An 18,353-nucleotide genomic window follows, 5' to 3' on the forward strand; every position below is an offset into this window, starting at 1 on the left:
GCCTGGAACAGCGTAACGGGGGGCCTTATGTCACAAGTCGAAACCACCATTTCGCAGCTTGATCCCAAGCTGCTGCTCAAGACCCTGCGCGCCTTCCGGAGAGGCGACTTCTCCGTGCGCCTGCCGTCCGACCTGACGGGCATCGACGGCGAAATCGCCGAAGCCTTCAACGACATCGCCGACCTGAACAAAGGGCTCTCCCAGGAGCTGGACCGGGTTGCCAAGGTGGTCGGCAAGGAAGGACGGATCGGCGAGCGCGGGCGCCTGGCGGCGGCAACCGGCTGCTGGAGCGAGTGCATCGACTCGGTCAACTCCATGATCGGCGATCTCGTGCAGCCGACGACCGAAGTGGCCCGCGTGATCGGCGCGGTGGCCAAAGGCGATCTCAGCCAGAGCATGCAGCTCGAAATCGAGGGGCGGCCCCTGCGCGGCGAATTCCTGCGCATCGGCAAGGTGGTCAACACCATGGTGGGCCAGCTGAGCTCCTTCGCGTCCGAGGTGACCCGCGTGGCAAAAGAGGTGGGCACGGAAGGAAAGCTCGGCGGCCAGGCGCAGGTGAAAGGCGTGGCCGGCACCTGGAAGGACCTCACCGACAACGTGAACATGATGGCGGCCAACCTCACCGGTCAGGTCCGCAACATCGCCGAGGTCACAACGGCAGTTGCGAACGGCAACCTGTCGAAGAAGATCACCGTCGACGTCAAGGGCGAGATGCTGGAGCTGAAGAACACCATCAATACCATGGTGGACCAGCTGAACTCCTTCGCCTCCGAAGTGACCCGCGTGGCAAAGGAAGTGGGCACGGAAGGCAAGCTCGGCGGGCAGGCACAGGTGAAGGGCGTGGCCGGCACCTGGAAGGACCTCACCGACAACGTGAACATGATGGCGGCGAACCTGACAGGCCAAGTGCGCGGCATCGCCGAAGTCGTCACTGCCGTCGCGGTCGGCAACCTCACCCGCAAGCTGACCGTGGACGCGAAGGGCGAGATCGCGGCTCTGGCCGATACCATCAACGGGATGATCGACACGCTGGCCACCTTCGCCGATCAGGTGACGAACGTGGCCCGCGAGGTGGGCATCGAAGGCAAGCTCGGTGGACAGGCCCTCGTGCCCGGCGCCGCCGGCCTGTGGCGCGACCTGACCGACAACGTGAACATGATGGCGGCGAACCTCACCGGTCAGGTCCGCAACATCGCCGATGTCACCACCGCAGTCGCGAACGGCGACCTGTCCAAGAAGATCACGGTCGACGTCAAAGGCGAGATGCTGGAGCTGAAGAACACCATCAACACCATGGTGGATCAGCTGAACTCCTTCGCCTCCGAAGTGACGCGTGTGGCGCGCGAGGTGGGCACCGAGGGCAAGCTCGGTGGCCAGGCACAGGTGAAGGGTGTCGGCGGAACCTGGAAAGACCTCACCGACAACGTCAACATGATGGCGGCCAACCTCACCGGTCAGGTCCGTAACATCGCGGACGTGACGACGGCGGTGGCGAACGGCGACCTGTCGAAGAAGATCACCGTCGATGTGCGCGGCGAGTTGCTGGAGCTGAAGAACACCATCAACACCATGGTGGATCAGCTCAACTCCTTCGCGTCGGAAGTGAACCGCGTCGCGAAAGAGGTGGGTACCGAAGGCAAGTTGGGTGGACAGGCCCGCGTGGAAGGCGTCGGCGGCGTCTGGAAAGGTCTCACCGACAATGTGAACATGATGGCGGCGAACCTGACCGGTCAGGTGCGTAACATCGCCGATGTGACGACCGCAGTCGCCAACGGCGACCTGTCGAAGAAGATCACCGTCGATGTGCGTGGCGAGTTGCTGGAGCTGAAGAACACCATCAACACCATGGTGGATCAGCTCAACTCCTTCGCGTCGGAAGTGACCCGCGTGGCGAAAGAAGTGGGCTCAGAAGGAAAGCTCGGTGGACAGGCGCAGGTGAAAGGCGTCGGCGGCGTCTGGAAAGGCCTCACCGACAACGTGAATCTCATGGCGGCGAACCTCACCGGTCAGGTGCGCGGCATCGCCGAGGTCGTGACCGCCGTTGCGACCGGCGATCTGTCGAAGAAGATCACCGTTGTGGTCGAAGGCGAGATGCTGGAGCTGAAATCGACCATCAACACCATGGTGGATCAGCTCAACTCCTTCGCGTCCGAGGTGACCCGCGTGGCCCGCGAGGTGGGCACGGAAGGCAAGCTGGGTGGTCAGGCGCAGGTGAAGGGCGTGGCCGGCACCTGGAAGGACCTCACCGACAACGTGAACATGATGGCGGCGAACCTGACGGGTCAGGTGCGTAACATCGCGGACGTGACGACGGCGGTGGCGAACGGCAACCTGTCGAAGAAGATCACCGTCGACGTCAAAGGTGAGATGCTGGAGCTGAAGAACACCATCAACACCATGGTGGACCAGCTCAACTCCTTCGCATCGGAAGTGACGCGCGTGGCGCGCGAGGTGGGCACGGAAGGCAAGCTGGGTGGTCAGGCACAGGTGAAGGGCGTGGCCGGCACCTGGAAGGACCTCACCGACAACGTGAACATGATGGCGGCCAACCTCACAGGTCAGGTGCGCAACATCGCTGACGTGACGACGGCGGTGGCGAACGGCAACCTGTCGAAGAAGATCACGGTCGATGTTAAAGGCGAGATGCTGGAGCTGAAGAACACCATCAACACGATGGTGGACCAGCTCAACTCCTTCGCATCGGAAGTGACCCGTGTCGCGAAAGAGGTGGGCACTGAGGGCAAGCTCGGCGGCCAGGCTCGGGTGGAGGGCGTATCGGGCCTCTGGCGCGATCTGACCGACAACGTGAACCAGCTTGCCGCCAACCTCACCAATCAGGTGCGAGCCATCGCGGAAGTGGCCACGGCTGTGACGCGCGGCGACCTGACCCGGTCGATCACCGCCGAGGCCCTCGGCGAGCTTGCGGCGCTCAAAGACAACATCAACGAGATGATCCGCAACTTGCGCGATACGACGCTCAAGAACGCGGAGCAGGATTGGCTGAAGACCAACCTCGCCAAGTTCACCCGGATGCTGCAGGGCGAGCGCGATCTCGCCACCGTCTCCAACATGATCCTGTCGGAAATCGCCCCGCTCGTGAACGCGCAGCAGGGTGTCTTCTACACGGTCGAGAATCGTGGCGACGAACCGACCCTGGAGCTCGTTGCCTCCTATGCCTTCACGGAGCGCAAGCATCTCGGAAACCGCTTCCGCTTCCGCGAGGGGCTTGTCGGTCAGGTCGCGCACGAGAAAAAGCGCATTCTGCTCACCAACGCACCGAGCGACTACATCAAGATCGGTTCGGCGCTGGGTGAGGCGCCGCCGCTCAACATCATCGTGCTGCCGGTTCTGTTCGAGCAGGAGGTGAAGGCGGTGATCGAACTGGCCTCGTTCAACCGCTTCTCGGAAACCCACCAATCCTTCCTCGACCAGCTGACGGAATCGATCGGCATCGTTCTCAACACGATCGCGGCCAACATGCGTACGGAAGGCCTGCTGAAGCAGTCCCAGCTCCTGACCTCCGAGCTTCAGAGCCAGCAGGAGGAGTTGCGGAACACCAACGACCGCCTGGAGCAGCAGGCAGCTACGCTGCGCCGGTCCGAGGAGCTTCTGCGGCAGCAGCAGGAAGTGCTCCAGAAGACCAACGAGGAGCTCGAGGACAAGGCGCGCCTGCTCGAGATCCAGAAGAGGGAAGTGGAGACGAAGAACCAGGAGGTCTCCATTGCCAAGACCGCGCTGGAGGAGAAGGCCGAGCAGCTCTCCCTGACCTCGCGCTACAAGTCGCAGTTCCTGGCCAACATGAGCCACGAGCTGCGGACGCCGCTCAACTCCCTCCTGATCCTGTCGAAGCTCCTGACCGAGAACTCGGAAGGGAACATGACTGACAAGCAGAAGGAGTTCGCCAAGACGATCCACGCGGCCGGCTCCGATCTCCTATCCCTCATCAACGACATCCTGGACCTTTCCAAGATCGAGTCCGGAACGGTCAGCCTCGAGGTCTCCAACGTCGCCTTCAAGGACCTTGTCGAGAACATGGACCGGACGTTCCGCCAGGTGGCGGAGGAGAGACAGCTCGACTTCCACGTTGAGGTCGACCCGAAGCTCCCGCTGGCCATCAGAACGGATTCGAAGCGCCTGCAGCAGGTGCTGCGCAACCTCCTGTCGAACGCCTTCAAGTTTACGGAGCGGGGCGGCGTGACGCTTCAGATCGGATCCGCCGAGGGCTCGCCGCTGCGGGCCGGAAGCCAGTGGATCGCTATGTCGGTCACGGACACAGGCATCGGCATCCCTGAGGACAAGCAACGGATCATCTTCGAAGCCTTCCAGCAGGCGGACGGCACCACGAGCCGGAAGTATGGCGGAACCGGTCTCGGCCTGTCGATCAGCCGTGAGATCGCGCGCCTCCTCGGCGGCGAGATCGTGGTGTCGAGCACGCCGGGAAGCGGCTCCACCTTCACGCTCTTCGTTCCCGTGGAGCCCCCTGCAAGCCACGGAGCGCTCGGCGCGGGCTCTGCGGCGCGCGCGAACGGCGACGGAGCGGGATCCTACATGCCGTCCGAGGATGGGCCCGGAACGATGATCCGGCAGCCTTCCGCCGCAATGGCTCTGTCGGCATCCCTCGACGACCGCCATGCGATCACCGTGGGCGACCGCATCGTGCTCATCATCGAGGACGATGCGATGTTCGCCTCGGTGCTGCTGGAACTCGCCCGGGAGGAGGGCTTCAAGGGCCTCATTGCCATGGACGGCGCTTCGGCGCTGGCCCTGGCCCATCGCTACAAGCCGCATGCGATCACGCTCGACATCGGCCTGCCGGACATGGACGGATGGGCGCTCCTCGATCTGCTGAAGCATGACCCGAGGACGCGGCACGTACCCATTCACGTGATCTCGGTCGACGATCAGAAGAAGCGCGGCCTCAAGGCCGGTGCCTTCGGCTTCCTCGAGAAGCCTGTCGACCGGGAGGCCCTGATGGGAGCGCTCAACCGCACGAAGGAGTTCATCGACAGGCCGGTGAAGAAGCTTCTTCTTGTCGAAGACGACGACAACCAGCGCATGAGCCTATCCGAGCTCATGAAGAACGAGCAGGTCGACGTCACGGCGGTCGGAACGGCCGAAGGCGCCCTGGAGGTGATCCAGGTGCGGCCCTTCGACTGCGCCATCGTCGACCTCGGCCTGCCGGATCTGCCCGGCGCCGAGCTGATCGAGCGCATCCGCAAGACGAGTGGCGGCGAGGAGCTGCCGATCGTCATCTACACGGGACAGGATCTGACCCGGGAGGAGGAGCGCCGGCTGCAGAGCATCGCCGCGACGATCGTCGTCAAGGGCGAGGGCTCGTCCGAGCGGCTTCTCAACGATACGGCCCTGTTCCTTCACCGGGCGATCAGCGCCATTCCGGAGGAGAAGCATATCATCGTCGAGCCCCGCGCCGCTGAGACGATCAGCGGCCGCAAGGTGCTCATCATCGATGACGACATGCGCAACATCTTCTCGCTGACGAGCGCGCTCGAGCAGCATGGGATAGCGGTCGTCTTTGCGGAGAACGGCCTGGAAGGCATCGAGAAGCTTCAGGCCAATCCGGATATCGATGTTGCCCTTGTCGACATCATGATGCCGGGAATGGACGGCTACGAGACCATGCAGGAGATCCGGAAGATCCCGCAATATCGCGATCTGCCGCTTGTGGCGGTGACCGCCAAGGCCATGAAGGGCGATCGTGAGAAATGCCTCGAAGCAGGTGCGACAGATTATGTGTCGAAACCTGTGGACATCGATCAGCTTCTTGCCGTCCTGCGCGTTCAACTCAGCCGGAGCACCTATATCCCTGACGGAAAAGCTGCTCCCAATGGCGCGGCAGGGGTCGGGTTGAATTCATGATCGAGGGCGCTGGGCGGGTGGATGCGGGCCTGGGGGCGGATGAGTTTCATCTGGTCTCGGCCCGTCCCGTGGCGGAACCCATTCTCGCCAAGATCCTGGTGGTCGACGACGACCCCAGGAACCTGATCGCCGTCGAAGAGGTGTTGCGATCTCCCGGCGTGGAGATCGTCACCGCCGATTGCGGCGAAGCCGCCCTGCGCCATGTTCTCCAGAGCGACTTCGCGGCCATCCTTCTCGATGTGCAGATGCCGCGCATGGACGGTTATGAGGTGGCGAGCCTCATCCGGAACAGGCCGCGCTCGTCGCGGGTGCCGATCCTGTTTCTGACGGCCTTCAACAAGGACGACATGCATGTCTTCAAGGGGTATTCGGCGGGTGCGGTCGACTACGTCTTCAAGCCCATCGAGCCCCTGATCCTCAAGTCGAAGGTCGAGATCTTCGTCGACCTCTATCGCAAGACCGAGGAGATCCGCCGGCAGGCCGAGCAGGAGCGGCATCTGCTCATGGAGAACCTGCGGGTCCGCGGCGAGAAGCTGAAGGCCGAGCAGGCGCTGCGGCGGCGCGAGGAGCACCAGGCCATCGTTCTGCAGTCGTTGCCGATCGCGCTCTACACGGCTTCCGTCCAGGAGGATCACCGGCAGCTCCACTTCACCAACGAGAGCATCGAGCGGATCACGGGCTTCAAGCCGGAGGCCTTCCTGGAGCGTTCCGATTTCTGGTCTTCCCGGATCAACGACGAGGATCGGGACCGGGTGCTGAACGAGCTCAAGCGCCTGGAGGAGGACGGATCCGTCAGCCTCGAATACCGTTGGCTCTGCGCTGACGGCGTCGAGCGGTATTTTCTCGACCAGACCATGCTCATGCGCGACGACGAAGGCCGCCCACGCGAGTTCTTCGGCATGTGGTTCGACATCAGCGAGCGCAAGCAGATGGAGCAGAACCTGCTCCATGCCAGCAAGCTGGAAGCCGTCGGCCGCCTCACGGGCGGCATCGCTCACGACTTCAACAACATGCTGAGCGTCGTCATCGGCAATCTCGACCTGCTCAAGAAGTCCATTCAGGGCAACGAGAAGGCGGAGCGGCGGGTTCGCATGGCCATGGAGAGCGCCCAGCATTGTGCGGATCTCACCTATAGGCTACTGACGTTCTCCCGTCGTCAGGCGCTGCAGGTGTCGACGATCGACGTGATGAGCCTCATGCCGAGCCTTCTTGAACTCATGCGCAGGACGTTGGGCGAGAACATCAATGCCTGCGTTCAGGCCGACGAGGGGATCTGGCCGATCCAGGTGGATCGGGCCCAGTTCGAGGCGGCTCTTTTAAATCTTGCCGTGAATGCTCGCGACGCCATGCCGGACGGCGGCGATTTGACGATCACCGTCTCGAACCAAGCCGTCGAGGAGGGAAAGCCGCTTCCAAGCGGCGACTACGTGACCATCGCCGTTCAGGACACCGGGATCGGCATGCCGCCCGACGTGCTGGAGAAGGTCTTCGAGCCGTTCTTCACCACGAAGGAGAGCGGCAAAGGCACGGGTCTCGGCCTCAGCATGGTCTATGGGTTCGTTCAGCAATGCCACGGCCGGGTGGAGGTGGAGAGCGAGCAGAATGTCGGAACGACGATTCGCATCTTCCTTCCTCGTTCCCACGAGATCGCCGAGGACGTCTCTCAGAAGAATGCGAGCATCGCGACGCCCTTCGGGGAAGGGCGGACCATTCTGGTGGTCGAGGACAACCCTGCGGTTCGCCAGGTAGCCATTTCCACGCTGCGCTCGCTAGGCTTCGCGGTGCAGGAGGCGGAGAGCGGCGACGAGGCGGCCCGTGTCCTGAAAGCGAGCCAGGATATTTGCCTGGTTCTGTCGGATGTTCGCATGCCTGGAGAGCTGAGCGGCGTCGATCTTGCTCGCCTCATCCAGCGGGAGCACCCTGAGCTTCAGGTGCTGCTGACGACCGGCTATTTCGACACTGAAGAGACGCTGGAGGATCTCAATCTTCTCTACAAGCCCTATCGTGCGGTCGACCTGGCAGAGAAGATCCAGGCTCTGGTGAATCCGCCGGAGACGATTGAAGTTGAGAATTCCCACCCCCGGAAGGCTGCCGTAGCATAGCCTGTCCGGCGTCGATGAGATGCCTACAGGGTCGCCGTCAGCGTGTCCCTGTCACCCTGCCATGCCGTGTAGAAATCGCCGGTCCGATCGAGAACGAACACGGTGGGGCAGTTCGACACGGCCGACCAATAGGCCGATTCAACGGCGAATTTCAGAGCCTTGGCGCGAAAGTGAAACGACCCCAGGTCTCTCCCGAAATGCGAGACCGTCCAGCGATCATGCTTGAACGCAACGCAGTACGCTCCGTGGGCCATGAGGATCCTCCCAAGTAGCTTCTCCGGCAAATCACGGGCCGTTGCTAACCAGCCTGCAGCAGGAATGCAACCGCCAATGGCCACTCATTAAGGGTCAAGCCGTTAACGGCCGGTTTCGCCTGGTGGCGACCAGCGGCGGGGCTGGGAAGGCATTCCGAATGCGGCGGCCAGGTTTTCCCGCGTGAGATGTCTCACAGCGAGGCTGTCACCCCTCCATCGACATAGATGATTTGTCCGTTGACGAAGTTCGAGGCATCGGAAGAGAGGAAGATGGCCGCTCCGACGAGATCCTCCAGCTCGCCCCAGCGGCGTGAGGGCGTTCGGCCGATCAGCCAATCGGAAAAAGCCTTGTCCTCCACGAGCGCCCGATTGAGTTCCGTCTTGAAGTAACCGGGCCCGAGGCCGTTGACCTGAAGACCGTGCTTTCCCCAATCGATCGCCATGCCCTTGGTGAGCATCTTCACCGCGCCCTTCGTGGCCGCATAGGGAGCGATGGACGGGCGGCCGAGCTCGCTCTGAACCGAGCAGATGTTGATGATCTTGCCGCGTACCCTCTGGATCATGCGTTGCGCGACGGCCTGCCCGACGTGGAAGACGCTGTCGACATTCGTCTTCATCAAAGCATGCCAGGCATCTTCCGGATAATCTTCGAGAGGCGCGCGAAACTGCATGCCGGCATTGTTGACCAGGATGTCGATAGGGCCGATTTCATCCTCGATGCGCGCGATGGCCGGCCTGACGGATCCGCTGTCGGTGACATCGAAAGCCATCTCGTGCACCGGCAGGCCGTCCCGGCGGAGCCGCTCGGCCGCGAGCGTAAGCCTGCCCGGCTCGCGCCCGTTGAGAACGACCGTCGCGCCCGCCCTTGCCAGTCCTTGGGCAAGGGCAAAGCCGATTCCCGCGCTCGATCCCGTTACCAAGGCGGTGCGCCCGGAAAGGTCGAAGAGACTTGCAGCATTCATCGTCGTGCGCCTTGGAGAATCCGTCCGTGCTTAAAGCACACGGCCGGGATTGAGGATGCCGGCCGGGTCGAGGGTTTGCTTCATCTTGGCCATCAGGGCGAGTTCAGGTTCGGACCGGCTCAAGGGGAGGTAGGGCCGCTTGATGCGCCCGATGCCGTGCTCGGCCGAGACCGATCCTCCGAGCCGTGAGACGAGATCGTAGACGAGGCCCTGAACGCTCTTCTTGGCCTCGACCGTCATGTCCTGAATGGCCACGTTGATATGGATGTTGCTGTCTGCCACATGGCCGAAGACGACCCAGATGGCCTCCGGCCAGCGCCTCGGCATTTCCTCGCGCAGATGTGCGACGGCTTCCGTCATCCGGTCGAGCGGAACGCTGACATCGAAGCGGATCTCCTCGGGCAGGAAGCGTCCGTATTCATAGGGCGTTTCCCGGTAGGCCCAGAACCGGTTCCGGTCGGTGCGCGATTGTGCGACCAGAGCGTCTTTGATCAGGCCCTGCTCGTAGAGTTCGCTCAGGACAAGAGAAAATGCTTCGGTTCCCGCCGGATCCTCACCCATATCCGCCTCGATCAGCAGCGTGACGTCGTGCTCGGCCTCGAAGGCGGGCGGGAGGCCGCAGACCTGCGTGGCGACATTCATGAACTCACGCCACATCGCCTCGAACACGAGAAGGCGTCCCGGATGCGTCTGCTGGAACTGGCGCAGCACGAGCAGGCCGTCGTCGAAGCTGCCGACAGTGCAGAGGGCAGTCTGGAGACCTCGGGTCTTCGGGTGCAGCCCGATCACGACCCGTGTGATGACGCCGAGCGTTCCTTCGCTCCCGATGAACAACTGCGTCCAGTCATAGCCGGCATTGTTCTTCAGCATCTTGTTCAGCGACCGGACGACGGTGCCGTCCGCGAGAACGACCTCAAGGCCGAGAATGTTGCGGCGGGCCATGCCATAGCGCAGCACCTGATTGCCGCCGGCATTGGTGGCCGCATTGCCGCCGATGGTGCAGCTGCCCCGCGCCCCGAGATCGATGCCGCAGAGATAGCCCGCCTCATCGGCGGCCTGCTGTACTGCCGCCAGCGGCGTGCCGGCAAGCGCCGTCAGCGTCGCGCTGGCGGCATCGATCTCCTCGATGCCGTTCATGCGTTCGAGCGAGAGGGCGATTTCTCCTGATTGGGGATGTGCGCCGCCTGCCAGTCCTGTCAGTCCCCCTTGCGTGACGACCGGATGGCCATGCTCGTGGCAGATCCGCAGGGCCGTGGCGACATCCTCGGTCGTCTGCGGCAGGATCAGGGCTTTGGGAGGCGTGGGCGCAAGGCCGCTGGCATCGGCATGATTGCGCAAAGGCACATCGGCTCCCGTCTTGACCTGGGGTCCGAGGGCGGCTCTCAGGGCATCGATCACATCGCTCATGGCATTCCACATCAAATGTTCGTTGATGTCCCGGCTATGAACCGTCGGACATCCTGACGATGGCGTCGGGCCGGCTGCAGAGGTCCGGCAGCAACTCCAACCCCAGGCCCGGCTTCATGTTGACCGTGACCTCTCCGTTGGCGACAGCGGGCAGGTCGGTCACCAGCTCGGTATACCAGCCGGTGTAGAACGCCCGGACGCTTTCCTGGATCAGCGCGTTCCTCGCGTGCAGGGAGAAGTGGCAGGAGGCCGCGTAAACCACCGGCCCCGTGCAGTCATGAGGTGCAACCGGCACATGCCAGGCCTCGGCGAGGGCCGCGATCTTGCGCGCTTCGGTCAGGCCGCCGCACCACGACAGGTCGAGCATCACGACGCCGGCGACGCCGGTTTCGAGATACTCGCGAAAGGCATGCGTATAGGACAGGGTCTCGGATGCGCAGACCCATGCCTTCGAGTGCCGGGCGTAATCCTTGAGGTCGCCGATGTTGTCGAGACGGAACGGATCCTCATGCCAGTAGGTCTCGAACTCGGCGAGAGCCGCGGCGAGCTTCTTGGCCATGGGCAGGCTCCAGAGGGAGTGGAACTCGACCATGATGTCCATCTTGTCGCCGACGGCCTTGCGGATCCTGGCGAAGGGCTCGAGGGCTGTCTTCAACTCGGCCGGAGAGATGTCGTAGCCATGGCTGCGCTCCGCCGCCACATCGAACGGCCAGATCTTCATGCCGGTGATGCCCTGCTCCAGCAGCGAGTGCGCCAAGTCATCGGCGCTGTGCAGGAACGCCTCAAGATCCTCGTACGCCCCTTCGGCGCTGCCGACGCCCCAGTTCGCCACCTTCTGCGCCCGGCCGTCGCGGATGTAACGGTAGCCGGCGCAGGTGTTGTAGACCCGGATCCGATCCCGTGAGCGCCCTCCCAGCATGTCGCAGACGGGTTTGCCGTGAGCCTTGCCGAACAGATCCCACAAGGCGATGTCGACAGCGGAATTGCCCCGTGTTTCCACCCCGGCCGATCTCCAGCCGAGATAGTTCTGAAGATCGCGATTGAGAGCTTCGATCTGGAGAGGATCGCGCCCGATCAGCTTGGCCGCCACGGTCTCGTGGATGTAGGCTTCCACGGCCGCGGCACCCATGAAGGTTTCGCCCAGGCCGATCAGGCCCTCGTCGGTGTGGATGCGAATCCAGATGATGTTCGCGAATTCCTGCAACCGGATTGTCTCGACGCCGGTGATCCTCATTGAACCCTCGCCATGGCCACGGCTCATTTGCACATGAACGGCAACGGAGAACAACCGTCACGATGAACGACTGCGGATTATGGAGAGCGCCGCGCGGTTTCCACCGGAATGAGACGGCATGAGGGTATTCATAAGTATAATTCGCAACATTAGAACGCTTCCGTGCGGCCCGAATATGTTCCAGCATCTGACGCTCAAAGCCTGTTCTGCTTCGAATTGACACTCTCCGAAGCCGGGTCTTAGATCAGGAAACTTCGCTCCCGAGCGGCCTTGAACAGTCGGTCGAGGCGAACAGAATCATGTGAGCAGGGACAGGAAGCAGGGAGCAGCGGTGGACAAGGCGGTATCCTTTTTCTTCAAGGGGCTGGAGGCGCTGCTGGTCCTCCTGCTGGCCGCCATGGTCGTCATGGTATTCGGCAACGTGGTCCTGCGTTACCTGTTCGACACCGGGATCGACGTGTCCGAGGAACTCTCCCGGTACTTCTTCGTCTGGCTGACATTCATCGGAGCCGTCGTGGTGGGGCGGCAGAACGCCCACCTGGGCGTGGAGACCCTGGTGGCCCGCCTGGGCGATTGGGGGCGCAAGCTCTGCATGGTCCTGTCGGACCTCTTCGTGATCGGGTGCTGCGCGGTGTTCTTCTGGGGCACCTGGCAGCAGGCGGAGATCAACGCCACCAATTATGCTCCGATTACGGAAATCTCGATGCTCTGGGTCTATGGCGTTGGCTTCTTCACGAGCATAGGCCTGGGCATCATGGCCGCACTTCGCATCCTGCGGGTCGTCAGCGGACGTCTGAGCGGCCGGGAGCTTCGCGCCTTCGCTGGAGACTACAGCGATGACGAAGCCCATACCCTGAGGGGGCACCTCGAGTGACGATCGTCGTATTCCTCGTCTCGCTCCTGGGCGCCATGGCTCTCGGAATGCCGATCGCCTTCGCGCTGATCGTCTGCGCGCTTGCGCTCATGCTCTGGCTCGGCAACTTCGACAGCCAGATCGTCGCGCAGAACATGATCATCGGCGCCGACAACTTTCAGCTCCTGGCCGTTCCGTTCTTTCTTCTGGCCGGGGAGCTGATGAATGTCGGGGGGCTATCGAAGCGCATCGTCAACTTCGCACTGGCGTGCCTCGGCCACATCCATGGCGGCCTCGGCTATGTCGCCATCGTGGCGGCTCTCATCCTGGCTGCCTTGTCCGGATCCGCTGCGGCCGATACGGCCGCCCTGGCGGCCATTCTGATCCCGATGATGCGCAATGCAGGGTACGACGTTCCGCGGGCTGCGGGGCTCATCGCGGCGGGCGGCATCATTGCCCCGGTGATCCCGCCCTCCATCGGCTTTATCATCTTCGGCGTTGCGGCCAACGTCTCGATCTCGCAGCTGTTCCTCGCAGGAATCGTGCCCGGCCTGATGATGGGTATTTCCCTTGTCGTCGCGTGGGCCATCGTGAGCAGACGGGATAAGATGCAAACGTTTCCGCGCACCACCATGCGGGAGCGCGGCAAGGCCTTCGTGGACGGTTTCTTCGCGCTCCTGATGCCGGTGATGATCCTGGGCGGGATCAAGTGGGGCATCGTCACGCCGACGGAGGCCGCGGTCCTGGCCGCCGTTTATGCGCTCGTGATCGGCATGTTCGTCTATCGGGAGCTCAAGCCTTCGATGCTGTATGGGGTGTTTCTCACGGCAGCAAAGACCACCGCCGTGGTGATGTTCCTCGTGGCGGCGGCACTCGTGTCCGCATGGCTGATAACCCAGGCGAATATTCCGGGGGAGATCAGCGGGCTCATCCAGCCGCTGATGGACAACCAGACCCTGCTCATGTTCGCCTTGATGTTCCTCGTGGTCATCGTCGGAACGGCGCTGGACTTCTCCCCCACCGTTCTGATCCTGACACCGGTTCTCATGCCCATCGTCAAGCAGGCGGGCATCGATCCGGTGTATTTCGGCGTCCTGTTCATCATCAACAACGCGATCGGCCTGATCACGCCCCCGGTCGGGATCGTGCTCAATGTGGTGAGCGGCGTCGCCCGTGTGCCGATGGGCGCCGTAATCAAGGGCGTCGGCCCGTTTCTGATCGCTCAGATCATCGTGCTCGTCCTGCTCATCGTATTCCCTGAGCTGGTGACGGTGCCCCTTGCCTGGCTGCGGGGACGGTAAGTCAGTAAGAGTCAAACAAAGAGAGAGGAAACCACCATGAAGGCATTCAAACTTACCCTTGCGGCCGGTGTCGCGGCGACCATCCTCGCTGCTGTTCCCGCCTATGCGCAGTTCACGGAGCGCACCATCCGCCTGTCCAACGGCGTGAACGAGGATCACCCCAACGGAAAAGGCGTCGAGAAGCTCAAGACATGCCTTGCCGACAAGTCTGGCGGCAAGATGAAGGTGCAGGGCTTCTGGGGCAACGCTCTCGGCGGCGACCTGCAGGCGACCCAGGCCCTCCGCTCCGGCACGCAGGAAATGGTCGTGACATCGAGCTCGCCGCTCATCGGCATCCTGCCGGATCTCGGCGTATTCGACCTGCCGTTCCTGTTCGCCAACGAGAAGGAAGCCGACGCCATTCTCGACGGCAAGGTCGGCGACCAGATCAGCAAGAAGCTGGAGGATGTCGGGCTCATCAACCTGGCCTATTGGGAAAACGGGTTCCGCAATCTCACCAACTCGCGGCGCCCGGTCGAGAAATGGGAGGACTTCAAGGGCCTCAAGGTTCGCGTCATGCAGAACAACGTGTTCCTCGACACGTTCAAGAACATGGGCGCCAATGCCGTTCCGATGGCCTTCGGCGAGGTGTTCACCGCTCTCGAGACGAAAGCCATCGATGGCCAGGAGAACCCCTTCGTGACCATCGACACGTCCAAGTTCTCCGAGGTGCAGAAGTACCTGTCGGTGACCCGCCATGCCTATACGCCGTTCCTCGTGCTCTACTCCAAGAAGCTGTGGGACGAGCTGTCCAAGGACGAGCAGGCGGCTCTGAGCGAATGCGCCGTCCTGGCTCGGGATGAGCAGCGCAAGGTCTCTCGTGAATTGTCCGAGGCTTCGCTCAAGAAGATCAAGGGCGATGGCGTCGTCGTCAACGAGCTGAACGCTCAGGAAGCCGAGCGCATGCGCGAGCAATCCAAGGCCGTCTGGGAGAAGCACGCGGCCACCATCGGTCCCGAGACCGTGAAGATGATGCAGGACGAGTTGAACCAGATCCGCAAGAAGTAAGTCTCGGCTTTGAGAAAAAGGTGGCGCCGCCGACGGGCGGCGCCACATACGTTTCGCGGCATGTCCGAAGAAAGGGTTACAGCCGATGCAGGTCCTCATTCTTGGAGCCGCCGGAATGGTCGGCCGCAAGCTCACCGAGCGCCTGGTGCAGGACCGGCATCTCGGCGGGCGGGAGATCACGCATCTTGTCCTGCATGATGTGGTCGAGCCGGAGCGCCCCGAGGCTCCGTTTGCCGTCGACACCCTGACATCCGATTTCTCCATGCCGGGACAGGCGGAGCGCCTGGTGGCAGGCCGGCCGGATGCGATCTTTCATCTGGCCGCCATCGTCTCCGGCGAAGCGGAATCCGATCTGGAGAAGGGCTACCGGATCAACCTGGACGGCACCCGGTTCCTCTTCGATGCCATCCGGCATGCCGGAGGTGGGTACAGGCCGCGGCTGGTGTTTACGTCATCCATCGCCGTGTTCGGGGCGCCGTTCCCGGAAGCCATCGGCGACGAGTTCTTCCTGACGCCGCTTACGAGCTACGGCACGCAGAAGGCCATCGGCGAATTGCTGCTGGCGGATTATTCGCGGCGCGGGTTCTTCGACGGGATCGGGATCCGGCTGCCGACCATCTGCGTGCGGCCGGGCAAGCCCAACAAGGCCGCTTCGGGATTCTTCTCAGGCATCATTCGGGAGCCCCTGAACGGTCAGGAGGCGATCCTGCCTGTGCCCGTGGACGTGCGCCATTCCCACGCGTCGCCCCGGTCCGCCGTCAACTTTCTCATCCATGCGGCAACCCTCGACCTGTCCCAGGTCGGGCCGCGCCGCAGCCTGACGATGCCGAGCGTGTCGGTGACGGTTGCGGAGCAGATCGACGCCCTCAGGCGGATCGCCGGGGACCGTTGCGTCGCCCGCATCCGGCAGGAGATCGACCCGACCATCGTCCGCTTCGTCGAGGGCTGGCCCCGGCGCTTCGATGCCCGCAGGGCCGAGGAATTGGGCTTTCAGGCGGAGAAGAGTTTCGATGAGATCATCTCGGTCTATATCGAGGATGAGCTCGGCGGCAATCTGCCGGATCGGTAGCGCATCAGTTCCGGTGCCTTGCAGGCGTTTCTACCGTTGAGGGCGATCCGGAAAGCAGCGCTGTCTTAAGCTTGCCCATTTGTCGATAGCCCAGATCGTGAAATGGCCGACGGGCTTTTGTAGCACAGGGATGTCGTAAGCCATCAGCAGCAAGCCCAACGGCAGCATCCAGATCCCGAAGAAGGGCAGGATCGAGAAGATCCCGCCAAGGACGAAGAGGAAGCCGACGGGCATCCTGATCCATCGGGCTTCGGGGTGCCGCAGGCTGCGGAGAACACGCGCCACCTTGCCGGGCACCTCATGTTCCAGATGCCTGAACGCCTGTCTCAGAACAGCTCTGCCGCTCATAGCTTTCATGGCTTCTGAATTGCCCGTCCGTGGAAAGAGTTCCAGGATTATCTCGGAAGTCTTGCAGCGACCCGCAATGGAGAAGCCTCGGATCCCGATAGTCTAGGCATGCACTCCTAGGAGGGCGGCGGCCACGGCTTGCCTTCCGTGACCTCTGATCATCGAGGATCTCAGGGCTCTCTCTTTCTGGTCGAGGCGCTGAAGATAGGGATCGAATTCGGGCGGAAGCGCAGGGTCGCCGAGGAAGCGCGGCTTGTCCCCGCGCTCGTAATACTCCGCCCTCAGCAGTTGGCCGAGGTGGTCCTGAATGCTGGACGGAAGAGAGGGGATGTTGCTGCGATGCCGCGATGCGGATCTGCCGGTATCCGGCGAGGAAAGATATTCTGTTGCCTTGTTGGTCATTTGATAGCCCCACAACTCCTCAGAACAACGCGCCGTGATTGTCTTGGTTTCAGGTTGCGAGAGGCCTCGAAAGCCAGGAAGAAGCGAACGTTTGCAAGCTCCAATCAAGCCTGAATGGCTACAGGCTTCTCCATTGATGGGAGTACGAGCGTTGCACAACGACTCAGCGATTGCAGACCGGCTCAATTTTGCCGGGATCGATGACGGGGTTCGCAAGGAACTGCGAAAGGTCTGGCAGGACATTCATCCTGTCCTGCCCAAGATCCTCGAAGCGTTCTATGTGCACATGCACCGGCAGCCGCAGCTGTCACAGATGATCGGAACGCAGCAATCCCGTCTGGTATCGGCTCAGTTGCAGCACTGGGCGCGCCTGTTCAGTGGGAACTTCGACGCCGCGTATGTCGAGGGCATTCGCCGCATCGGTCTGATTCACAACAAGATCGGCCTCGAGCCCCGCTGGTACATCGGAGGCTATGCCTTCGTCCTCAACGAACTCGTCGTCGCTCTCTCGAAGAAGCATCGCTTCAACGGGCCGCTGCTGGCGCGCAGGCTTACGGTCATCAACCGGGCCGTCATGCTGGATATGGATCTCGCGATCTCCGTCTACCAGGACGCTTTCGTTCAGGAGCGGCAGAAGAAGGGGGAGATCCTGTCCCAAGCCGTGGCTTCGTTCTCCAGCGCCGTTCAGGAAAGCCTGCAGATCTCAGGCCAGGCGAGTGGAGCGCTTTCCGAGAGTGCGGCCGCCCTCGATGCCGCCACGACCAATGCCAGCAGCCTGGCGACGCAGGTGACGGGCGCCGCGGAGCAGACGGCATCCAACATGCAGTCCGGCGCCGCCGCCACGGAACAGCTGGCTTCGTCCGTTCGCGAGATCGGCCAGCAGGCGAGCCGCTCCGCCGATGTGGCCAGGCACGCCTTGCAGAGTTCCCGGCGCACGAAGGACACCGTCACCGGGCTGGCCGAGCAGGCCAGGGAGATCGGCGACGTGGTCGATCTGATCGAGAGGATCGCCGCGCAGACCAACCTGCTGGCGCTCAACGCCACCATCGAGGCGGCGCGGGCCGGAGAGATGGGCAAGGGCTTTGCCGTCGTCGCCCAGGAGGTGAAGACCCTGGCAAACCAGACGGCCAAGGCCACCACGGAGATCGGCACCCGCATCGGCGCCATTCAGGAAGCGACCCGGCAAAGCGTGACCGATATCGATGACATCGGCCGCATCATGGACGATCTGAGCGGCATTGCCACGGCGATCGCGGCCGCGGTCGAGGAGCAGGCCGCCGTCACATCCGAGATCGCCGTGAATGTCAGCCAGACCACCGATCATACCCATGCGGTCGTGCGCAGCATCGAGGCTTTGACCGGATCGACTGCATCCGCCGCCTCGGCAGCACATCAGGTTTCGGATGCCAAGCAGACTCTGGATCAGCAATTGCAGCGGTTAAAGCAGGACATCGATCACTTCCTTGCAAAGGCCCAGGCAGCATAGGCCTTCGAGGG

12 protein-coding genes are annotated in these 18,353 nt (G+C 62.6%); 7 read left to right on the top strand and 5 right to left on the bottom strand.

Annotated elements, in window-relative coordinates:
- The first annotated feature begins 27 nt into the window (after positions 1-27).
- Complete coding sequence (locus JAO75_RS10935) at positions 28-5,877, top strand: HAMP domain-containing protein (protein ID WP_199049134.1); 5,850 nt, start codon at positions 28-30, stop codon at positions 5,875-5,877.
- Positions 5,874-7,979 carry a response regulator gene (locus tag JAO75_RS10940; RefSeq protein WP_199049136.1) on the top strand — a complete coding sequence of 702 codons (2,106 nt, stop codon included), beginning with the start codon at positions 5,874-5,876 and terminating at the stop codon, positions 7,977-7,979. Before JAO75_RS10935 ends, JAO75_RS10940 begins: the two co-directional genes overlap by 4 nt.
- A gap of 23 nt (positions 7,980-8,002) precedes the next feature.
- Here JAO75_RS10940 and JAO75_RS10945 read toward each other — a convergent pair whose 3' ends face one another.
- From JAO75_RS10945 to JAO75_RS10960, 4 genes are all read right to left on the bottom strand, one after another.
- On the bottom strand, positions 8,003-8,233 hold the full coding sequence (locus JAO75_RS10945) for a hypothetical protein (RefSeq protein ID WP_199049138.1): 231 nt from the start codon (positions 8,231-8,233) through the stop codon (positions 8,003-8,005).
- 191 nt (positions 8,234-8,424) lie between these two features.
- Positions 8,425-9,195, bottom strand: coding sequence for an SDR family oxidoreductase (locus JAO75_RS10950; RefSeq protein WP_199049140.1), 771 nt, complete (start codon positions 9,193-9,195; stop codon positions 8,425-8,427).
- 30 nt (positions 9,196-9,225) lie between these two features.
- Positions 9,226-10,602 (bottom strand): FAD-binding oxidoreductase, encoded by a 1,377-nt coding sequence (locus JAO75_RS10955; protein ID WP_199049142.1) that lies wholly within the window; start codon positions 10,600-10,602, stop codon positions 9,226-9,228.
- 34 nt (positions 10,603-10,636) lie between these two features.
- Positions 10,637-11,836: a mandelate racemase/muconate lactonizing enzyme family protein gene (locus JAO75_RS10960; protein WP_199049144.1), complete on the bottom strand. Its 1,200-nt coding sequence runs from the start codon at positions 11,834-11,836 to the stop codon at positions 10,637-10,639.
- A 331-nt stretch (positions 11,837-12,167) separates the two neighbouring features.
- Between JAO75_RS10960 and JAO75_RS10965 the strand changes: the two genes are divergently transcribed.
- The 4 genes from JAO75_RS10965 (at position 12,168) to denD (ending at position 16,106) form a co-directional block, all read left to right on the top strand.
- Positions 12,168-12,710 carry a TRAP transporter small permease subunit gene (locus JAO75_RS10965; RefSeq protein WP_199049146.1) on the top strand — a complete coding sequence of 181 codons (543 nt, stop codon included), beginning with the start codon at positions 12,168-12,170 and terminating at the stop codon, positions 12,708-12,710.
- On the top strand, positions 12,707-13,990 hold the full coding sequence (locus tag JAO75_RS10970) for a TRAP transporter large permease subunit (RefSeq protein WP_199049148.1): 1,284 nt from the start codon (positions 12,707-12,709) through the stop codon (positions 13,988-13,990). Before JAO75_RS10965 ends, JAO75_RS10970 begins: the two co-directional genes overlap by 4 nt.
- Before the next feature lie 36 nt (positions 13,991-14,026).
- Complete coding sequence (locus JAO75_RS10975) at positions 14,027-15,037, top strand: TRAP transporter substrate-binding protein (protein WP_199049150.1); 1,011 nt, start codon at positions 14,027-14,029, stop codon at positions 15,035-15,037.
- 85 nt (positions 15,038-15,122) lie between these two features.
- Positions 15,123-16,106: a D-erythronate dehydrogenase gene (gene denD / locus JAO75_RS10980; protein ID WP_199049152.1), complete on the top strand. Its 984-nt coding sequence runs from the start codon at positions 15,123-15,125 to the stop codon at positions 16,104-16,106.
- 30 nt (positions 16,107-16,136) lie between these two features.
- Here denD and JAO75_RS10985 read toward each other — a convergent pair whose 3' ends face one another.
- Positions 16,137-16,391, bottom strand: a complete 255-nt coding sequence (locus tag JAO75_RS10985; protein ID WP_343234596.1) for a hypothetical protein — start codon at positions 16,389-16,391, stop codon at positions 16,137-16,139.
- A gap of 616 nt (positions 16,392-17,007) precedes the next feature.
- On the opposite strand from JAO75_RS10985, the gene JAO75_RS10990 reads away from it, so the two are divergent.
- The gene (locus tag JAO75_RS10990) at positions 17,008-18,342 is read left to right on the top strand and encodes a globin-coupled sensor protein (RefSeq protein WP_246742458.1); all 1,335 of its coding nucleotides are present in this window, start codon (positions 17,008-17,010) and stop codon (positions 18,340-18,342) included.
- The last annotated feature ends 11 nt before the right edge of the window (positions 18,343-18,353 follow it).

The sequence above is a fragment of the Microvirga splendida genome, assembly GCF_016427565.1.
GTDB lineage: Bacteria > Pseudomonadota > Alphaproteobacteria > Rhizobiales > Beijerinckiaceae > Microvirga > Microvirga splendida.

Bases quoted from the DNA above. Each gene is read 5' to 3' on its own strand.
- denD (WP_199049152.1), top strand. From the start codon at position 15,123: ATGCAGGTCCTCATTCTTGGAGCCGCCGGAATGGTCGGCCGCAAGCTC.
- JAO75_RS10975 (WP_199049150.1), top strand. From the start codon at position 14,027: ATGAAGGCATTCAAACTTACCCTTGCGGCCGGTGTCGCGGCGACCATC.
- JAO75_RS10950 (WP_199049140.1), bottom strand. From the start codon at position 9,195: ATGAATGCTGCAAGTCTCTTCGACCTTTCCGGGCGCACCGCCTTGGTA.
- JAO75_RS10960 (WP_199049144.1), bottom strand. From the start codon at position 11,836: ATGAGGATCACCGGCGTCGAGACAATCCGGTTGCAGGAATTCGCGAAC.
- JAO75_RS10940 (WP_199049136.1), top strand. From the start codon at position 5,874: ATGATCGAGGGCGCTGGGCGGGTGGATGCGGGCCTGGGGGCGGATGAG.
- JAO75_RS10955 (WP_199049142.1), bottom strand. From the start codon at position 10,602: ATGAGCGATGTGATCGATGCCCTGAGAGCCGCCCTCGGACCCCAGGTC.
- JAO75_RS10945 (WP_199049138.1), bottom strand. From the start codon at position 8,233: ATGGCCCACGGAGCGTACTGCGTTGCGTTCAAGCATGATCGCTGGACG.
- JAO75_RS10935 (WP_199049134.1), top strand. From the start codon at position 28: ATGTCACAAGTCGAAACCACCATTTCGCAGCTTGATCCCAAGCTGCTG.